At 68.6% G+C, this 15,138-nt stretch carries 16 protein-coding genes; 3 read left to right on the top strand and 13 right to left on the bottom strand.

What is annotated here, in order from left to right; translation table 11 throughout:
* Positions 1-76: 76 nt before the first annotated feature.
* The 8 genes from AB0B61_RS56505 to AB0B61_RS56540 all read right to left on the bottom strand — a co-directional run bounded on the left by AB0B61_RS56505 (position 77) and on the right by AB0B61_RS56540 (position 8,537).
* Positions 77-1,285 (bottom strand): VWA domain-containing protein, encoded by a 1,209-nt coding sequence (locus AB0B61_RS56505; RefSeq protein WP_358450405.1) that lies wholly within the window; start codon positions 1,283-1,285, stop codon positions 77-79.
* Entirely contained in the window at positions 1,275-1,889 is a 615-nt protein-coding gene (locus AB0B61_RS56510; protein ID WP_358450407.1) for an SRPBCC family protein, read from the bottom strand. The genes AB0B61_RS56505 and AB0B61_RS56510 overlap by 11 nt, the downstream gene beginning before the upstream one ends.
* Positions 1,886-2,770, bottom strand: coding sequence for a MoxR family ATPase (locus tag AB0B61_RS56515; protein WP_358450409.1), 885 nt, complete (start codon positions 2,768-2,770; stop codon positions 1,886-1,888). The genes AB0B61_RS56510 and AB0B61_RS56515 overlap by 4 nt, the downstream gene beginning before the upstream one ends.
* 4 nt (positions 2,771-2,774) lie before the next feature.
* A complete protein-coding gene (locus AB0B61_RS56520) occupies positions 2,775-3,506 on the bottom strand; it encodes an XdhC family protein (protein ID WP_358450411.1) in 732 nt (243 codons plus the stop codon).
* 15 nt (positions 3,507-3,521) lie between these two features.
* A complete protein-coding gene (locus AB0B61_RS56525) occupies positions 3,522-5,912 on the bottom strand; it encodes an aerobic carbon-monoxide dehydrogenase large subunit (RefSeq protein ID WP_358450413.1) in 2,391 nt (796 codons plus the stop codon).
* Positions 5,913-5,946: 34 nt separating this feature from the next.
* Positions 5,947-6,429, bottom strand: a complete 483-nt coding sequence (locus AB0B61_RS56530) for a (2Fe-2S)-binding protein (RefSeq protein ID WP_358450415.1) — start codon at positions 6,427-6,429, stop codon at positions 5,947-5,949.
* 1 nt (position 6,430) lies between these two features.
* Positions 6,431-7,306: a xanthine dehydrogenase family protein subunit M gene (locus AB0B61_RS56535; protein WP_358450417.1), complete on the bottom strand. Its 876-nt coding sequence runs from the start codon at positions 7,304-7,306 to the stop codon at positions 6,431-6,433.
* A 79-nt stretch (positions 7,307-7,385) separates the two neighbouring features.
* Positions 7,386-8,537, bottom strand: a complete 1,152-nt coding sequence (locus AB0B61_RS56540) for an alginate lyase family protein (RefSeq protein WP_358450419.1) — start codon at positions 8,535-8,537, stop codon at positions 7,386-7,388.
* Between the two features lie 85 nt (positions 8,538-8,622).
* Between AB0B61_RS56540 and AB0B61_RS56545 the strand changes: the two genes are divergently transcribed.
* On the top strand, positions 8,623-9,390 hold the full coding sequence (locus AB0B61_RS56545) for an alpha/beta hydrolase (RefSeq protein WP_358450421.1): 768 nt from the start codon (positions 8,623-8,625) through the stop codon (positions 9,388-9,390).
* Here the strand turns inward: AB0B61_RS56545 and AB0B61_RS56550 are convergent.
* Positions 9,381-10,814 (bottom strand): ATP-binding protein, encoded by a 1,434-nt coding sequence (locus AB0B61_RS56550; RefSeq protein ID WP_358450423.1) that lies wholly within the window; start codon positions 10,812-10,814, stop codon positions 9,381-9,383. The two genes, AB0B61_RS56545 and AB0B61_RS56550, sit on opposite strands and share 10 nt — an antisense overlap.
* A gap of 137 nt (positions 10,815-10,951) precedes the next feature.
* Between AB0B61_RS56550 and AB0B61_RS56555 the strand changes: the two genes are divergently transcribed.
* Positions 10,952-11,251, top strand: a complete 300-nt coding sequence (locus tag AB0B61_RS56555) for a DUF6247 family protein (RefSeq protein ID WP_358450425.1) — start codon at positions 10,952-10,954, stop codon at positions 11,249-11,251.
* Positions 11,248-11,514 carry a hypothetical protein gene (locus AB0B61_RS56560; protein WP_358450427.1) on the top strand — a complete coding sequence of 89 codons (267 nt, stop codon included), beginning with the start codon at positions 11,248-11,250 and terminating at the stop codon, positions 11,512-11,514. Before AB0B61_RS56555 ends, AB0B61_RS56560 begins: the two co-directional genes overlap by 4 nt.
* 335 nt (positions 11,515-11,849) lie before the next feature.
* Here AB0B61_RS56560 and AB0B61_RS56565 read toward each other — a convergent pair whose 3' ends face one another.
* The 4 genes from AB0B61_RS56565 to AB0B61_RS56580 all read right to left on the bottom strand — a co-directional run bounded on the left by AB0B61_RS56565 (position 11,850) and on the right by AB0B61_RS56580 (position 14,023).
* Complete coding sequence (locus AB0B61_RS56565; RefSeq protein WP_357939075.1) at positions 11,850-12,317, bottom strand: NUDIX domain-containing protein; 468 nt, start codon at positions 12,315-12,317, stop codon at positions 11,850-11,852.
* Positions 12,318-12,463: 146 nt separating this feature from the next.
* Entirely contained in the window at positions 12,464-13,039 is a 576-nt protein-coding gene (locus AB0B61_RS56570; RefSeq protein ID WP_358450429.1) for an HD domain-containing protein, read from the bottom strand.
* A 163-nt stretch (positions 13,040-13,202) separates the two neighbouring features.
* Positions 13,203-13,556, bottom strand: a complete 354-nt coding sequence (locus AB0B61_RS56575; RefSeq protein ID WP_225293131.1) for a hypothetical protein — start codon at positions 13,554-13,556, stop codon at positions 13,203-13,205.
* Positions 13,553-14,023, bottom strand: a complete 471-nt coding sequence (locus AB0B61_RS56580) for a hypothetical protein (RefSeq protein WP_358450432.1) — start codon at positions 14,021-14,023, stop codon at positions 13,553-13,555. Before AB0B61_RS56580 ends, AB0B61_RS56575 begins: the two co-directional genes overlap by 4 nt.
* Positions 14,024-15,138 lie beyond the last annotated feature (1,115 nt).

Genomic DNA, 15,138 nt, shown 5'->3' on the forward strand with positions numbered 1-15,138 from the left:
CACAGCGTGACCGGACCGTGCGAGAACCGTCGCGCTGTCGCGCCTGCCGTGGAGGTCGGTCCTGGTGGGTAACGTGTCAGGCGCGGGCGAGCTCCGCGAGTACGGTGCGGAGCGAGCCGAACGTGTCGGCCGGGAGCAGCAGGTCGCAGTACGGCAGGGCCGCCGCCATCCCGGCCACGCGTGGTTCGAAGCCCGGTGCCGCGGCCCGGGGGTTCAGCCAGATCACCCGGTGCGCCCGGCGCCGTAGCCGGGCCATCGCGGCGCCCAGTTCCGCCGGTGGGTCGGCGTCCCAGCCGTCCGAGCCGATGAGGACGATGGCGCCCCGCACCTTCGCGCCGTGGTGCGACGACAGCAGCGCCCGTACGTTGGTCGCGATCCGCGTACCCCCGAACCTGTCGCTCACCCGCTCGGAGGCCAGCTCGATCGCGGCGGCCGTCGAGCGATGCGCGAGCACCGGCGTCAGCCGGGTCAGCGTCGTCGCGAACGCGAACACCTCCGCGTCCACCGCCACCGCGAGCACCCGCATCAGCTGGAGGTACGCCGACGCCTGGGCCTGCATCGACTGGCTGACGTCACAGAGCATGACCACGCGCCGGGGCCGGTCGACGGGCCGCTGCCTGGCCAGCCGGAGCGGCTCCCAGCCGGTACGGCGGGCGCGGGCCAGCGTGGCCCGGACCGCGATCGCGCGGCCCCTTGACGACACCGTCCGCCTGCGGCTGCGCCGTACCGGCCAGGTGGCCACGGTCGTCGCCAGCCACGCGCCGAGCAGTTCGCACTCCCGCTCGCCGAGCTGCTCGAACGGCACGTCCGCCAGGCCCTCGGCGTCACTCGGCAGCCGTTCCGGAACGGCCGGGCCGTCCGAGCCCTCTGCGGTCGCGACCACCGCCGGCAGCGTCATCCAGGGCAGTCCGCCTGGGTCGTCGCCTCCGTGGGAAGCGGTCGGCAGCGGGGCGAACGCCTCGTCGGCGGCGCCGTTCGCCGTGCTGAGGGGCCTGCGGTGGGCGTGCGGGTCAAGGGCGGGTCCGGTCGCGTGGAACACGGCCGCGAACACTTCGTCGAAGGGCTCGATCTCCGACCGCCGCCGTACCAGGTTGACGCGCGCGGTCCAATACAGCTCCGGCAGCGTGCCGGGGGGCGCGATCGCGAGGGCGCGGGTGAAGTCCTCGATGCCGGTGAAGCCCACGGGCACACCGTTCCGCCTCAGCCGTACGGCCAGCGCCGCCGCGAACGCCGCCCGGTCGACGCCCGCCAGCAGGGCTCCCGGCCGCCGCCCGCTATGAGACAACGGCCCAGATGACGACCACCGCCACGATGACCACGACCACCCCGACGACGAGCGGCACCAGGCGCTTGTAGACGGCCCCACCGGCGACGCCCAGCACGTCCAACGACTCCGGCTCGCCCTCAGGCGCCTCGGTCGTGTCAGTGGCCGCCGTCTCGGGGGCAGGCTCGGTGAGCTTGGCTTCGAGGCAGGCGACGAACTGGCCGAGCAGTTTGTTGGAGACCTCCTTGATCATGCCGCTGCCGAGCTGCGCCACCTTCCCGGAGATCTTCAGATCCGTGTCCACCGACACGACCGTGCGCGGCCCGTCAGCACGCAACTGGGCGGTGATGGCCGCCGAGGCGTTGCCCGCCCCACGCGAGTCCCGCCCCTTGGCGTCGATGACGGCCCGGTGGTCCGCGTCGTCCTTCTCCAGGAACCTGACCGTCCCGGCGTACTCGGAGACGACCGGCCCCACCTTCACTCGTACCTTGCCCGAAAAGACGTCACCCTCCACGCCCGTGAGGCGCGCGCCGGGCATGCAGGGGGCGATGCCTTCCAGGTCCGTGAGGACTTCCCAGGCTCGTTCTATGGGCACGCTGACGGTGAACTCGTTGTCGATCTTCATTGGCCTCTCCTGCTGAGCGCCTCGGTGATGGCGGCGCGGTCGTCCAGCGTCTTCGCGAGGGTGCTCAGTGTCCGTACGACGTCGTCCCTGACCAGCCGCGTCGCGCCCAACGAGGACAGCGCCGAGACCCAGTCGATCGTCTCGGCCATGCCCGGCGCCTTGTCGAGGTCGAGGCGGCGTACCTGGCCGACGAAGTCCGTGGCCGAGTGGATCAGCGCGTCGTTCGCGGCGGGGACCGTACGCCGGAGGATCTCCGCCACCCGCTCCGGGGCGGGGAAGTCGATCCAGTGGTACAGGCAGCGTCGGCGCAGCGCGTCGTGCAGGTCGCGGCTGCGGTTGGAGGTCAGGACGACGACCGGGCGGCGTTCGGCGGTGAAGGTGCCCAGCTCGGGGATGGTGATCGCCGCCTCCCCCAGGAACTCGAACAGCAGCGCCTCGAACTCGTCGTCCGCGCGGTCGATCTCGTCGATCAGGAGTACGGGCGGCTGCGGCCCCCGGTGCCTGATGGCCTGGAGGATCGGGCGCTCCTGGAGGAACGCCTCGGTGAACAGGTCGGCGTCGTTCAGCCGGTCGTGGCGGGACTCGGCCAGGCGGATGGCCAGCATCTGCCGCTGGTAGTTCCACTCGTAGAGGGCCTCGCCCGCGGTCAGTCCCTCGTAGCACTGGAGCCTGATCAGCGGGGTGGCCAGGGCGCGGGCCAGGGCCTTGGCGGCGGTGGTCTTGCCGACTCCGGGCTCGCCCTCCAGCAGCAGGGGCCGGCCGAGGGTCAGGGCGAAGTACAGCGCCGCCGCCGTGCCGTCGTCCACCAGGTAATCAAGCTCGTCAAGGCGGCGGCGAATGTCGTCCGCACCGGCGAACGCGGTAGGCGCGTAAGACGCCACGTCCTTACCGCCCTCCCGCCCGCGCGAGATCCCCGGTACGGATGACGGTCACGATCTCGGCGAGAATCGACAGCGCGATCTCCGGCGCCGTACGGGCACCGATGCCGAGACCGGCCGGCGAGTGGACCCGCCGGCGCTCCTCCTCGCTCAGCCCCATGTCCTCCAGCACCGAAGCACCCCGCCGACGACTGGCCACCAGGCCGACATAGCCGACCCCGGCCTCCAGCGCGGCCCGGATCGCCTCCGGCTCGCCGCGCCCGTGACTGCACACGACGGCCGCGGTGGCACCCGCCGGACCGGGCGAGGCATCCGCAGGCCGTACGGTGAAGTCCAAAGGCCCGGCCAGGGCGGCGAGGGCCGTGGCGATCGGCGAGGAGCCGACCACCCAGAGCACCGGGGGCGGCAGCAGCGGCTGCAGGAAGATCTCTAGTGCGCCCCCGGACAGGCAGTGGTTCACCACGACCTGCGCACCAGGGGAGTCGGGAAAGCCCGGATCGCCCTCCGGCAGCACCCGCAGCAGCACCGTCCGCCCGTCCGACAGCGCTGAGAGCGCCGCCGTGCGTACGGAGCTCTCGGCGCACTGCCCGCCGACGAACCCCTCGATGGACCCGTCGGACAGGATGATGGCGTCGTCGCCCGGACTGACCGCCGTGGGCAGCTGTGCCCGGACGACGACCGCGTGGACGAACGGGACGCGCTCGGCGACCAGCTCCTCCATGCGTTTGGTGTACGGCATGTACGGCTCCGAGAATCAAATGGGCGGCGTGGGCACGCCGCGCATGGCGTCCCACACCCGCGAGGGGGTGAGCGGCATGTCGGCGTGCCGGATGCCGAACGGCTTGAGCGCGTCGACGACCGCGTTGACGATCGCGGGCGGGGAGCCGACGGTGGCAGATTCGCCGACGCCCTTGGCACCGATCGGGTGGTGCGGTGAGGGGGTCACCGTGAAGCCGGTCTCCCAGTCGGGCACCTCCAGCGAGGTGGGGATGAGGTAGTCCATGAGCGAGGCGCCGAGGCAGTTGCCGTCCTCGTCGAAGGCGATCATCTCCATCAGCGCCATGCCGACCCCGTCGGTGAGGCCGCCGTGGACCTGGCCCTCGATGATCATCGGGTTGATCCTGGTGCCGCAGTCGTCCACCGCGATGAAGCGCCGCACCTTGACCTGGGCGGTGCCGGGGTCGATGTCGACGACGCAGATGTAGGCGCCGTGCGGGTAGGTGAGGTTCTCGGGGTTGTAGCAGATCTGCGCCTCCAGGCCGCCCTCGATGCCTTCGGGCAGGTCTCCGGCGCCGTGCGCGCGCATCGCGATCTCCTGGATCGTGACGGACTTGGCCGGGTCGCCCTTGACGCGGAAGGCGCCCTTGTCCCAGTCGAGGTCCGCGACCGACACCTCCAGCATGCCGGAGGCGATGATGCGGGCCTTGTCGCGTACCTTGCGGGCGACCAGGGCCGCCGCCGCGCCGGACACGGGGGTCGAACGGCTGCCGTACGTACCGAGGCCGAACGGCGTCTGGTCCGTGTCGCCGTGCACCACGTCGATGTCGGCGGGCGGGATGCCGATCTCCTCGGCCACGATCTGCGCGAACGTGGTCTCGTGGCCTTGCCCCTGGCTCTGTACCGACAGCCGGACGACCGCCTTGCCCGTCGGGTGGACGCGCAGCTCGCAGCCGTCGGCCATGCCGAGGCCGAGGATGTCCATGTCCTTGCGCGGGCCCGCGCCGACGGCCTCGGTGAAGAAGGAGACGCCGATGCCCATCAGCTCGCCGCGGGCGCGCCGCTCGATCTGTTCCTTGCGCAGCTCCTCGTATCCGGCGATCTCCATGGCCTTGCGCATGGTGGGCTCGTAGTCGCCCGAGTCGTACACCCAGCCGGTCTTCGTCGTGTAGGGGAACTGGTCGGGCTGGATGAAGTTCTTCACGCGCAGCTCGATCGGGTCCATCCCCAGCTCGTACGCCAGGCAGTCGACGATCCGCTCGACCAGGTAGACCGCCTCGGTGATGCGGAACGAGCAGGCGTACGCGACCCCGCCGGGCGCCTTGTTGGTGAAGACGGCGGTCATCTTGCAGTAGGCGGCCCGCAGGTCGTAGCTGCCGGTGAACACGCCGAAGAAGCCCGCCGGATATTTCGTCGGCGCGGCGACGCCGTTGAAGGCGCCGTGGTCGGCCAGCACGTTCGTACGGATGGCCAGGATCCTGCCGTCCCGGGTGGCCGCGATCTCGCCGCGCATGATGTAGTCGCGGGCGAAGCCGGTGCTGATGAGGTTCTCGGCGCGGTCCTCCACCCATTTCACCGGCTTGCCGGTCACGATCGAGGCGACGATCGCGCAGACGTAGCCGGGATAGATCGGGACCTTGCCCCCGAAACCGCCGCCGAGGTCGGGCGAGATGACCCGGATCTTGTGCTCGGGCAGCCCGGCGACCAGCGCGTACAACGTGCGGTGCGCATGCGGCGCCTGCGTCGTCGACCACAGGGTCAGCCTGCTCTCGACCCGGTCGAAGTCGGCCACGCAGCCGCAGGTCTCCATCGGCGCGGGGTGTACGCGCGGGTAGACGATGTCCTGGCTGACCACGACGTCGGCCGTGTCGAACACCGCGGCCGTCTCCGCCGCGTCGCCCGTCTCCCAGTCGAAGCAGTGGTTGTCCGTCTTGCCGTCGAGGTCGTCGCGGATGACCGGCGCGGCGGGGTCGAGGGCCTTGCGGGCGTCCATCACCGGGTCGAGCACGTCGTACTCGACATCGATCAGTTCCAGGGCGTCGCGGGCCGAGTAGCGGTCCTCGGCCACCACGAACGCGACCTCCTGGCCCTGGAAGCGGACCTTGTCCGTGGCCAGGACGGCCTGTACGTCGTTGGAGAGCGTGGGCATCCAGGCCAGGCCCTGGGCGGCCAGGTCGGCGCCGGTGACGACGGCCTTGACCTTCGGGTGCGCCTGCGCCGCGCTGACGTCGATGCTCACGATCCGCGCGTGCGCGACGGGCGAGCGCAGGATCGCCAGGTGCAGCATCGCGGGCAGTTGCACGTCGTCGACGTAGCGGCCCCGGCCGCGGATGAAGCGCGGGTCCTCCTTGCGGAGCATCCGGCCGTGGCCGAGCGGCTTCTGGTCGTTGTCGGTGAATCCGGCGGGCCGGTGTTCGGTGCTGGTCACGATGTCGCCCCCGATTCCCAGCGGTTGGTGCCGGTCATGACGTCGCCCCCGACTCCTGGGCTTCCTGGGCGGCGGCCCAGCGCACCGAGCGGACGATGGTGGCGTAGCCGGTGCAGCGGCAGATCTGCCCGGAGATCGCCTCGCGGATCTCGCCCTCGGAGGGGTCGGGGTTGCGGTCGAGCAGCGCCCTGGCCGTCATCATCATCCCCGGCGTGCAGAACCCGCACTGCAGCCCGTGGCACTCCATGAAGCCCTGCTGGACGGGGTCGAGCGTGCCGTCCTGTTCGAGGTCCTCGACCGTGCGCACCTCGTGGCCGCCGGCCATCGCCGCGAGCACGGTGCACGACTTGACCGGCTCGCCGTCGAGCCAGACCACGCAGGTGCCGCAGTTGCTGGTGTCGCAGCCCCAGTGGGTGCCGGTCAGCCCGAGGTGGTCACGCAGGAAGTGGACCAGGAGCAGGCGCCCCTCGATCTCCCTGGTGACCTCCTCGCCGTTCACGATCATCGATACGCGCACGTCACACCCCTTCTCTGAGCCGGGCGACGGAGCGGCGCAGGGCCCTCCTGGTGAGCTCCTTGGCGAGGTGGCGCTTGTAGAGGGCGCTGCCGCGCATGTCCGTGGCGGGGTCGCAGTGCTGCGCCGCCAGCTCCCCGGCCAGCTCGTACAGCTCCTCGGACGGCTCCCTGCCGCGCAGGGCCGCGGAGACGGCGGGCATGCCGGTCGTGTTCGGGCCGACGGCGGCGAGCCCGACGCGGGCGTCAGCGATCACCTCGCCGTCCAGCCACACGGCCGCGCCCGCCGACACGATCGCCCAGTCACCGGCGCGCCGCTCGACCTTCTCGTACGCGCTGGACCCGTTGGGCCTGATCGGGACCCGGATCTCCACCAGCATCTCGGCGTCCTCGACCGCGGTCTCGTAAGGCCCCCGGTAGAACTCCTCCATGGTCACGACCCGTTCGCCCGCGCCACCCCGGATCACACAGCTGGCGCCCAGCGTGGTGCACACCGCCGACAGGTCCTCCGACGGGTCGGCCTGGCAGAGCGAGCCGCCCAGTGTGCCCCGGTTGCGGACGACCGGGTCGGCGATGACCCGCTCGGCGTCACCGAAGATCGGGAAGGTCGCGGCCAGCTCGGCCGACTCCAGCAGCTCGCGATGCCTGGTCATCGCGCCGATGCGGACCTGGCCGGGCTCGGTCCTGATGTAACCGAGCTCGGCGTGCAGGTCGTTGATGTCGATCAGATATTCGGGAGTGGCGAGCCGTAACTTCATCATCGGGAGCAGGCTGTGCCCGCCCGCGATGAGCCGCGCCGAACCACCGAGCCGCTCCAGCAGCCCGATGGCGTGATCGACGCTGGTGGCCCGCTCGTACTCCAACGGCGCTGGAACCTGCATCCGGACACCCCCTCGCTCGTCGTGGGCCCTCAGACGACTCCTGCTCAGCGACGTTGTCAACGCTCACCTAAGGAAAGGCTTAACTGCCCGCGTGGGTGAGGGTCTCCCAGGCGACGAAGAGCTGGTTGGTGCCCGCGGGACGCTGCTGCTCGGTGAGCTGCTGGGTGTTGGTCATCGGGATGCCCTGGCGGTTGTGGAGCTGGTTGAAGCCGACCTCGGTGATCGGGCCGAGGCCCAGGTTCAGGCTGCCGCCGCACAACCAGGAGGGCACGGCCGCGCCGAGCTGGTACTTCGACTGGAAGCCGAGCGCCTGCCTGAGCCGCTCACCGACCTCCGGGTAGAGGTCCTGGCCCTGGATCTTGGTCGTTTCGGCGACGTGGGAGATGGCCGAGATCCCGTAGCCGGTGTGGGTGAAGTCGCGGCAGGTCTCCTGAGTGAGGCCGGTGACGAAGGTCGTCTGCCCCTGCCAGTACTTGACGAGCTCGTCGCGGGTGTCGAGGCCGCTGCCGGGCGCGCCCTTGGGCAGCTCTCCGTCGGTACTGAGGTAGACGTAGGCCGGCACCCGGCCGCGGTACTTGGTGATCGCCTTGTCGTAGCTCGTCCGGTCCTCCAGGAAGACGGAGATGCCGACGGCCGCCTCCATCATGCTCAGCTCCCAGTTGCCGTTGCTGTTGGAGCCGTTGATGACCTTCGGCAGGTAGACGGTGCGCAGCATGGTGGCGAAGCGGTCGACGTTCGGCCAGCTGGTGTAGGTGTAACGGATGATCTCGGCCGCCCGTGGCCAGACCGAGCCGGCCCAGCCGGTCTGCAGGGGCGCGTTGCTGTTCGTGTGGTCCTTGATCACCGCGGACCAGGCGTCCATGATCTCGATGGCCTTCTTGGCGTACTTGGCGTCCCTGGTGACGTACCAGGCGAGAGACATCGTGTACGCGGCGAGCGCGTCCTGACGCTCGTCGGTGCAGCCGTTGTTGGGGTTGGAGTAGGGGCCGCACTCGACGACGGCGCGGGGCTTGGCCGCACGGGTGAGTGAGGCCAGCGAGTGGCCCATCATCTGGTCGTAGGCCGACTTCCACGGCTGCGCGCCCGCGTTGACCTTGGTACGCATGAAGTCGAGCTGGTCCCGGCCGAGCAGCACTCCGGGGTGGGTGAAGGTCGCGGGGGCGGCGGCCGCGGGCAGCGGGAGGGCGAGGGAGGCGACCAGGGCGGCGGTGGCGATGAGACGGGGGGTCATGACAGCTCATCCAACGAGCGTTACGGGGCCCGGTCAACCTTCTTAGGAAAGTTTCCTAACTTTTCCGGAGAGTAGAGTGCCCGGCATGATCGACGTTCCCCTCTGGCCGGAGACTCCCCCCGGCCCGGCCACCGGCGAGTCCCCGAGCTTGACGCTGTACGCGGCGGACGGCCCGGCCACGGGCGCGGTGGTGGTGTGCCCCGGTGGCGGTTACTCCCGGCTGGCCGGGCACGAGGGCGCGGACGTGGCCCGCTGGCTGGTCACGCTCGGCATCGACGCCTACGTGCTGGCCTACCGGGTGGCCGGCGACGAGCCGGGACGCGAGCCGCTGCATCCGGCTCCGCTGTACGACCTGCGCCAGGCGGTGCGCGTCGTCCGCGAGCGCGGGGCCGGGCGGGTCGCCGTCATGGGGTTCTCGGCGGGCGGCCACCTCGCCGCCACCTTCGCCACCGCCAAGGACGGGGATCGCGCCGATGCCCTGATACTCGGCTATCCGGTCATCGACCTCATCGGGTGGGGCACGCACTCGGGGTCGCGCCGACAGTTGCTCGGCCCTGACGGCACCGAGGAGCAGGCGACGGCCCTGTCCGCGCACCTCAACGTGACCGCCGAGACGCCGCCGGCGTTCCTCTGGCACACGGCGGCGGACCAAGGGGTGCCGGCCGCCAACAGCCTGCTGTTCGCCGACGCGCTCGGCCGCGCGGGCACGCCGTACGAGCTGCATGTCTTTCCCGAGGGCAAGCACGGACTCGGGCTCGCCCAGGGCGGCGACCTGGCCGCGTCCGCCTGGCCGGGCCTCTGCGCCACCTGGCTCGCCGCCCAGGGCTTCGGGAAGACAAGCGATCAACCGTAGAGGTCGTCAAGTGTGATCAGGCGCACGTCGCTCCCTGGTTCGGCGCCGAGTTCCCGGGTGAACCCGGCGCCCGAATAACACGTGAGCACCGTGTCGCGGGTGTCGTACCCCTTTGCTGTGAGCAGATCGCGCGCGCGCCGGAGCCGGGCCACATGCTCGGCTCCCATGGCCCTGTCCCACTTGACCTCGCCCAGTGAGAGAACCCGTCGCGGGCGTCCGTGATCCGCAGGCGCCAGAACAGCGACATCGACCTGGATCTGGGTGCGGTTGGCGGGATCGGGTACGACGCCACTCCCCACCTCACCGGCCGCGGTATCGGCATCCAGGGCGTACTCGCGGCAGAGCACCTCGACATGGGGGCCGACGACCTGCGACAGGAAGCGTGCCCTGCTGCCCCGCCACACCGTCGCCGCGTCCCCGCGCTCCAACCGCGCCCACTCCCTGACCATGATCGCCTGATAGAACGTGATCAGCGGTTCGGTCACCCGGTAGTAGCTGCGGTTCGGCCGGAAGAGATCGCGCTCTTTGGCCAGGAGATGGCTGTCTTCCAGGACGCGAAGCGGGTGCGCGATCTCGTTGGACTTCCGCCCCACGTAGCCGGCGATCCCCCCTGACGTCGTGTTGCCGTCGGCGACGGCGGCAAGGACGGAGTGGTAGAGCGACGGGTCGCGGATCTCCGTCTCTTCCGCCAACAGGTAGCGGGCCTCCCTGAACAACGGGACCTCGGCGTTCAACACGGATCTGATCACCCAGTCGTCGAAATCCGCCGGCCCGGCCGGGACATCGCCACGGACGAACTCCTTCCGGTAGGCCGGTGTCCCACCCACCACCGCGTGTACCTGGGCTGCCAGACGCGGGTCGCTGATCCCCCAAAAGCGGGCGGCCTGGCGGTAGTCGAAGGGCCTGATGACCATTTCCAGTCCCGCGCGTCCGCGTAGCGGAGCCGTACCGGACAACAAACCGCCCATCACCGACATCGCTGAACCGCAGAGCAGCACCCTGGCCGTGCTGGCGGCTCCGGAGCCGCCAGGACCCAACTCCCGCTGGATGATCGAGGGAAGCTCTGGGGATGCCTTGACAAGATACGGAAACTCATCAAAAACGACAGGCACCGCCCGATCGCGCACGACACCGAAGAGGTAGGGGATGGCGTCGATCCAATCGCGGAAGGCCGGAACAGGCGCGCCGGTGAATCTGATCAGTTCGTCCGCGAAGAGGCGCAACGCCACCGCCTCCGTCACCTCGAGCGCGGGGAAGTAGATGCCGCCCATGCTGCTCGCCAAGGCCTGCAGGAGATAACTCTTCCCTTGGCGGCGGCGGCCGCTCACCACACCGAGCCGAGCTCCCGGGCCCGCTTCCGAAGCGAACGAGACCAGGCCCGCCCACTCTCGCTCACGGCCGAACACGTGCTGGGGCTTCCGCATGAGTCGAAGTATAGTTGACCGAACTATAGTTGACTCAACCGTACTTCACAAAAGCTACAGCGACAGGCGCGACTGGGGGTGACTGAGCGAGAGCATGATGGGCGCGCTTCCATGCTCGGGAAGATAGGTTGGTCGGTATGACCGCTCAGCCTGTGGAGCCCGTTGCGCGTCGTGATCCAGGTGAGGATCCGGCCGCGATCTTCGAGGCGCTTCCGCCGTCGCACCGTGCCCGGTTCCGGGCGGAGTACGACGAGGCTTTGGAGGCCGCGCACGACTTGGCCCGCTTCAAGCAGGTGCAGACGCTGTTGCGTCAGTGGCGCCTGCGTGCCATTGCTTACGCCCGCCCGGGCTATGAGGAGGCCGTCCAGGACGCTCTCCAGAACCGTACAGAGATGTTCACTCGCTACACCCCGCCGGAGTGGGAAGGCCGGGTGTGAGCTACAAGTTCGACGGTTTCCACGGACGCGCCCTCTACGAGCTGAACGGTCTTCCCGAGGAGGTCCGTGACGGCCCGCTGCTGGAGCGTCTTCTTGAACTCCTCCACGATCCGTGGGACGCGGTCGCGGAGCGTCCCGGTCAGTCCGCGGTGAGGCACGCCTTCTTCGGAGATATCGGAGATAACGGCCAAGGCATGATGACGTTCATCCTCGATGAGGAGACCCGGGCCTTGCGCATCATCGACCTCCTCTGGGCCGGCTGACCTCGCTGGAGCCGAAGTTGATCTGTTCGCTTTGAATGCTCGTGGACGTCCTTGATCCTGCTCGTCATCAAGGGCTCATCAGCGCCATGTCGGTTCCTTGAGAGTCTCTCTATATCGGTTATAGCTATTAGCTTCTTTCGCCGACGCGCTCGGTCGCGCGGGCAGGCCGTACGAGCTGCATGTCTTTCCCGAGGGCAAGCACAGGCTCGGGCTCGCCCAGGGCGACCTGGCCGCGTCCACCTGGCCAAGCCTCTGCGCCACCTGGCTCGCCGACCAGGGCTTCGGACCGCGCCCCTAACGTCGTACGGGACATGACCGTTCCGAGCTGGCTTAGCTCAATCGACGTGGGAATGCCTCTGCTCCAGGTAGTCGTTGAGCTGCCGCCACTGAGTCGGATGAATGTCCAGCATGCGCAACTCGCCCGGCTCGACCCACCGCACGTCGCTCGCCTCATCATTGGCCTCGGGCCGGCCGCCGACCGGACGGGCGATCAGCATGACCTCGTACTCCTGACGGACCTCCCCGTCCGTGTAGGCCACGATGTGGCCGGGGTCGGAGTAGATCCCGAGAATGCCGACCGGCTCGACGCGAACACCGGTCTCCTCCTCGGTCTCCCGCACCGCGCACTGCGAGGGCGTCTCGCCGATCTCCATCTTGCCCATCGGCAACGCCCACTGGCCGGTGTCCCGCCGGCACTGCATGAGGATGCGGCCCGCGTCGTCCACCGTGACCGTCCCGCAAGCCGGCACCAGACTGTTCGCTTTCGGCGCGTTCGGGTCGTTCCAGTACTCGACTCGTCCCATGTGGGTGCCTCTCAGATCTCCGCGCCAGCCCACGGAACGGCTCCGGCCCAGACTCGCTCGAACGATGACAGCTAGTGGTCGGCTGTCGTCCCCGGCGTCGAGGTGGCGGAAGACGAACTACTCGGCTTCGATGAGCGTCAGGGGACTTAATCTCCGTTGAGGACCTGCGTCATCCACTCCAGCGATCCCGTGCTGAGCACCTCGTCCGCGAGGCGCTTCGCGGACGCTGTCCGCAGCGCGGCGAGCGAGCTGTCGATCCACGGTTGGACGTTCTGGTGGCCCTGCTCGCGGTACTCGACGGCCTGGATCAGGCATTCGAGCTTGTCGGCGTCGCGGGCGCAGACGGCTTCTAGTGTGCTCTTCTCCTCGTACTCACCGACCGCACCGCCCATCATCTCCGCGACCGGCTCCGGAATGCCGCGCACCTGGTCGGCGGTGACTTCCTCGTTCGGCGCCGCCTTCAGATAACGCTTGTCGATGTAGGGAATGTCGGTGACGCGGGTCTCCTGGGTGTCGTGGAACAGGCTCAGGAACGCCGCACGCTCAGGATTGCCACCTTCCAAGGCCGTGATCACACTCGCGATGACCGCCACCCGGAAGGAGTGATCGGCGATGCTCTCAGGATCCCGTACTCCCGCGACCAGCCAGCCCGTGCGCTTGTAGCGCTTGAGCAGTCCGATCTCATACAGCAGACCCGCCAGCCTCGACAGTTCCTCCGCCATGGAAGTCCCCTCTCACCTAGCTTCTATGACAGGTCGGCTATGCCGTTCCACGTCGCCCGCGTGACCATTCGCAAGGTGACCGCCCAACTCCGCGAAGACGGCCTCATCGCCACCACCCCGGACATGGGCTTGGTAGCGCTTGGTTTTGCGCAGCAATAGCCGGTTATTCAGTGTCCTTAGGATGTCGAGGCGATGCGTAGATCACCCAGACAGTGCGGGTGGCGTCATCGATGGCGTAGCGCACACGCCCGCCGCTGGTGACCTCGAATTCCCACTGCTCCAAATTCTTGCCGTTGTGACGGTGAGTCGAAAGGTCGCCTCGCAGGCGATGCTGCCGGTCGCGACTGGAGCCTGAACGGGGATCAGCCCGCAGCACCTCGAAGCATCGGCGCGTGTTGGCCAAGGCATGACGGCACAGCTCTTCCCAGCCCTCAACCGCAGCGCCGGTGCCGAACCGGACGTCCCACTCGCCATCCGGCGGCGGCACCGTAACCCGATCTCCGCGCTTCGGGCTCATGCAGAAACCTGCACCGGCCCGAAGTCGCCACTCGTGGGCTTGCGCGCCTCAGCGTAGTGCGCGGGATCGGCCTTGATTCTGGCCGTGGCCCGCCAGCCCGCGATGACCTCCCGGGTGGTGACATCGACATCCAGCTCGGCCGCGTCGGAGAGCGCTTCGACCAGTTCCAGAGTGAAAGCACGCAGTTCGTCCGAGGACAGGTGGCGAACCCACGGGAAGACCTCCGGCATGGCTATGACCAGCGCACGCGCGGTGGGATCATGCTTGATCAAGGCAAGGAACAGCCGGGACGCGGTAGCCAGCGTCTCTTCGCGTTCCTCTTCGCGATCCGCTGCGGTCAAGTAGAAATCCGGAGCATCCCGATGTGTGACCCGCACGCGTCCCAGGCGTGCCGCGCGCTCGGCGACCGCTCGGGGATTTCTCGACAAGTCAGAAAACGTCACTGCGTCGGCATGGCTAGTGCTCACGCCATGAGCGTATGTCAGAACACGTTCTGATGCCAGCGATCCGACTGGTCCACACGCCAGAACGCCGGTAAAGCGGCCGTCCACGTACCGAACAGGCCGCCTTCCGCTATCCGACGGAGCGATCAAACGGTGAGGGGCGCTTCTGACAGAGGTTGATGCCTATGGACGCTCTCGAACTGGATCGCAATGAATCGCTCAGCGAGCGGAGCCGAGCAGCAGGCGCAGCCACCATGTTGCGGCTTCCGCGCGGCGCCAACTCCCTGCTTACGCGTGCTGCGGCGGCTCGGACTGTAGGAGTCTGTGGATCTGGAAAGTGCCGCCAATGGTGACCAGCTCATAAACGACAGCTCTGCAGGCACAGGTGTGTCCACCACACGGTACGGGCCGAGAGGCTGGTCATGCCAGGTCAGAGAGATGCAATGCGCAAGGACGTGCCCTGGGTGAACGGACATGCCTGGGCACTCCCAGTCGGCAGCGTCAACGAAATCACCTGCCAGAGCGCAGGGCTCCCCGTTCGCCGACCTCATCAGCAGCGGCCTTGGCGTTGAGCTTGAGCGTCCAGGACACGGGCGAGGGAATCCAGACTTGAGGCGTGCACCGTCATGCACAGACCAGCGTTCACCTCAGCGTTGGATATGGCGTAGGCCTTCCGCGTCGCGTACCAGTCGCCAGGGCCACGTTCAGCGCGAGCGCCGCAAGGTGACCGCCAAACTCCGCGAAGACGGGCTCATCGTCACCACCCCGGGCATGGGCTCCTTCGTGGCGTCCAAGAAGGCCCCTGGAAACGACTGAGACCCCCGAACGGCATGCTCGCCGTACACGGAGGTCTCAAGATTCGGAGATTTCTCCTCTGAGGTCGTCAGGCCTATTGGGCAAGACCACTCGGACGGGTCACCTAGTGTCATCCGCCAGAAATTCGTCCGATAAGTTCTTATGCTGGCAGGTATGGCGCATCGAGGACCGGCCGCAGTGGAGATCCACTTGACGGAGGCCGAACGGGCTCGGCTGATCGGCATGTCGGTGGAATCGTCGAGGCTGGCGATTCGGGCGAAGATCGTGTTGGCGTGTGTGGTGCCGGAGGCCAGTAACGCGCAGGTGGCGCGGGATCTGGGGAT

This window comes from Nonomuraea sp. NPDC049158, from assembly GCF_040648335.1.
Taxonomy (GTDB): Bacteria; Actinomycetota; Actinomycetes; order Streptosporangiales; family Streptosporangiaceae; genus Nonomuraea.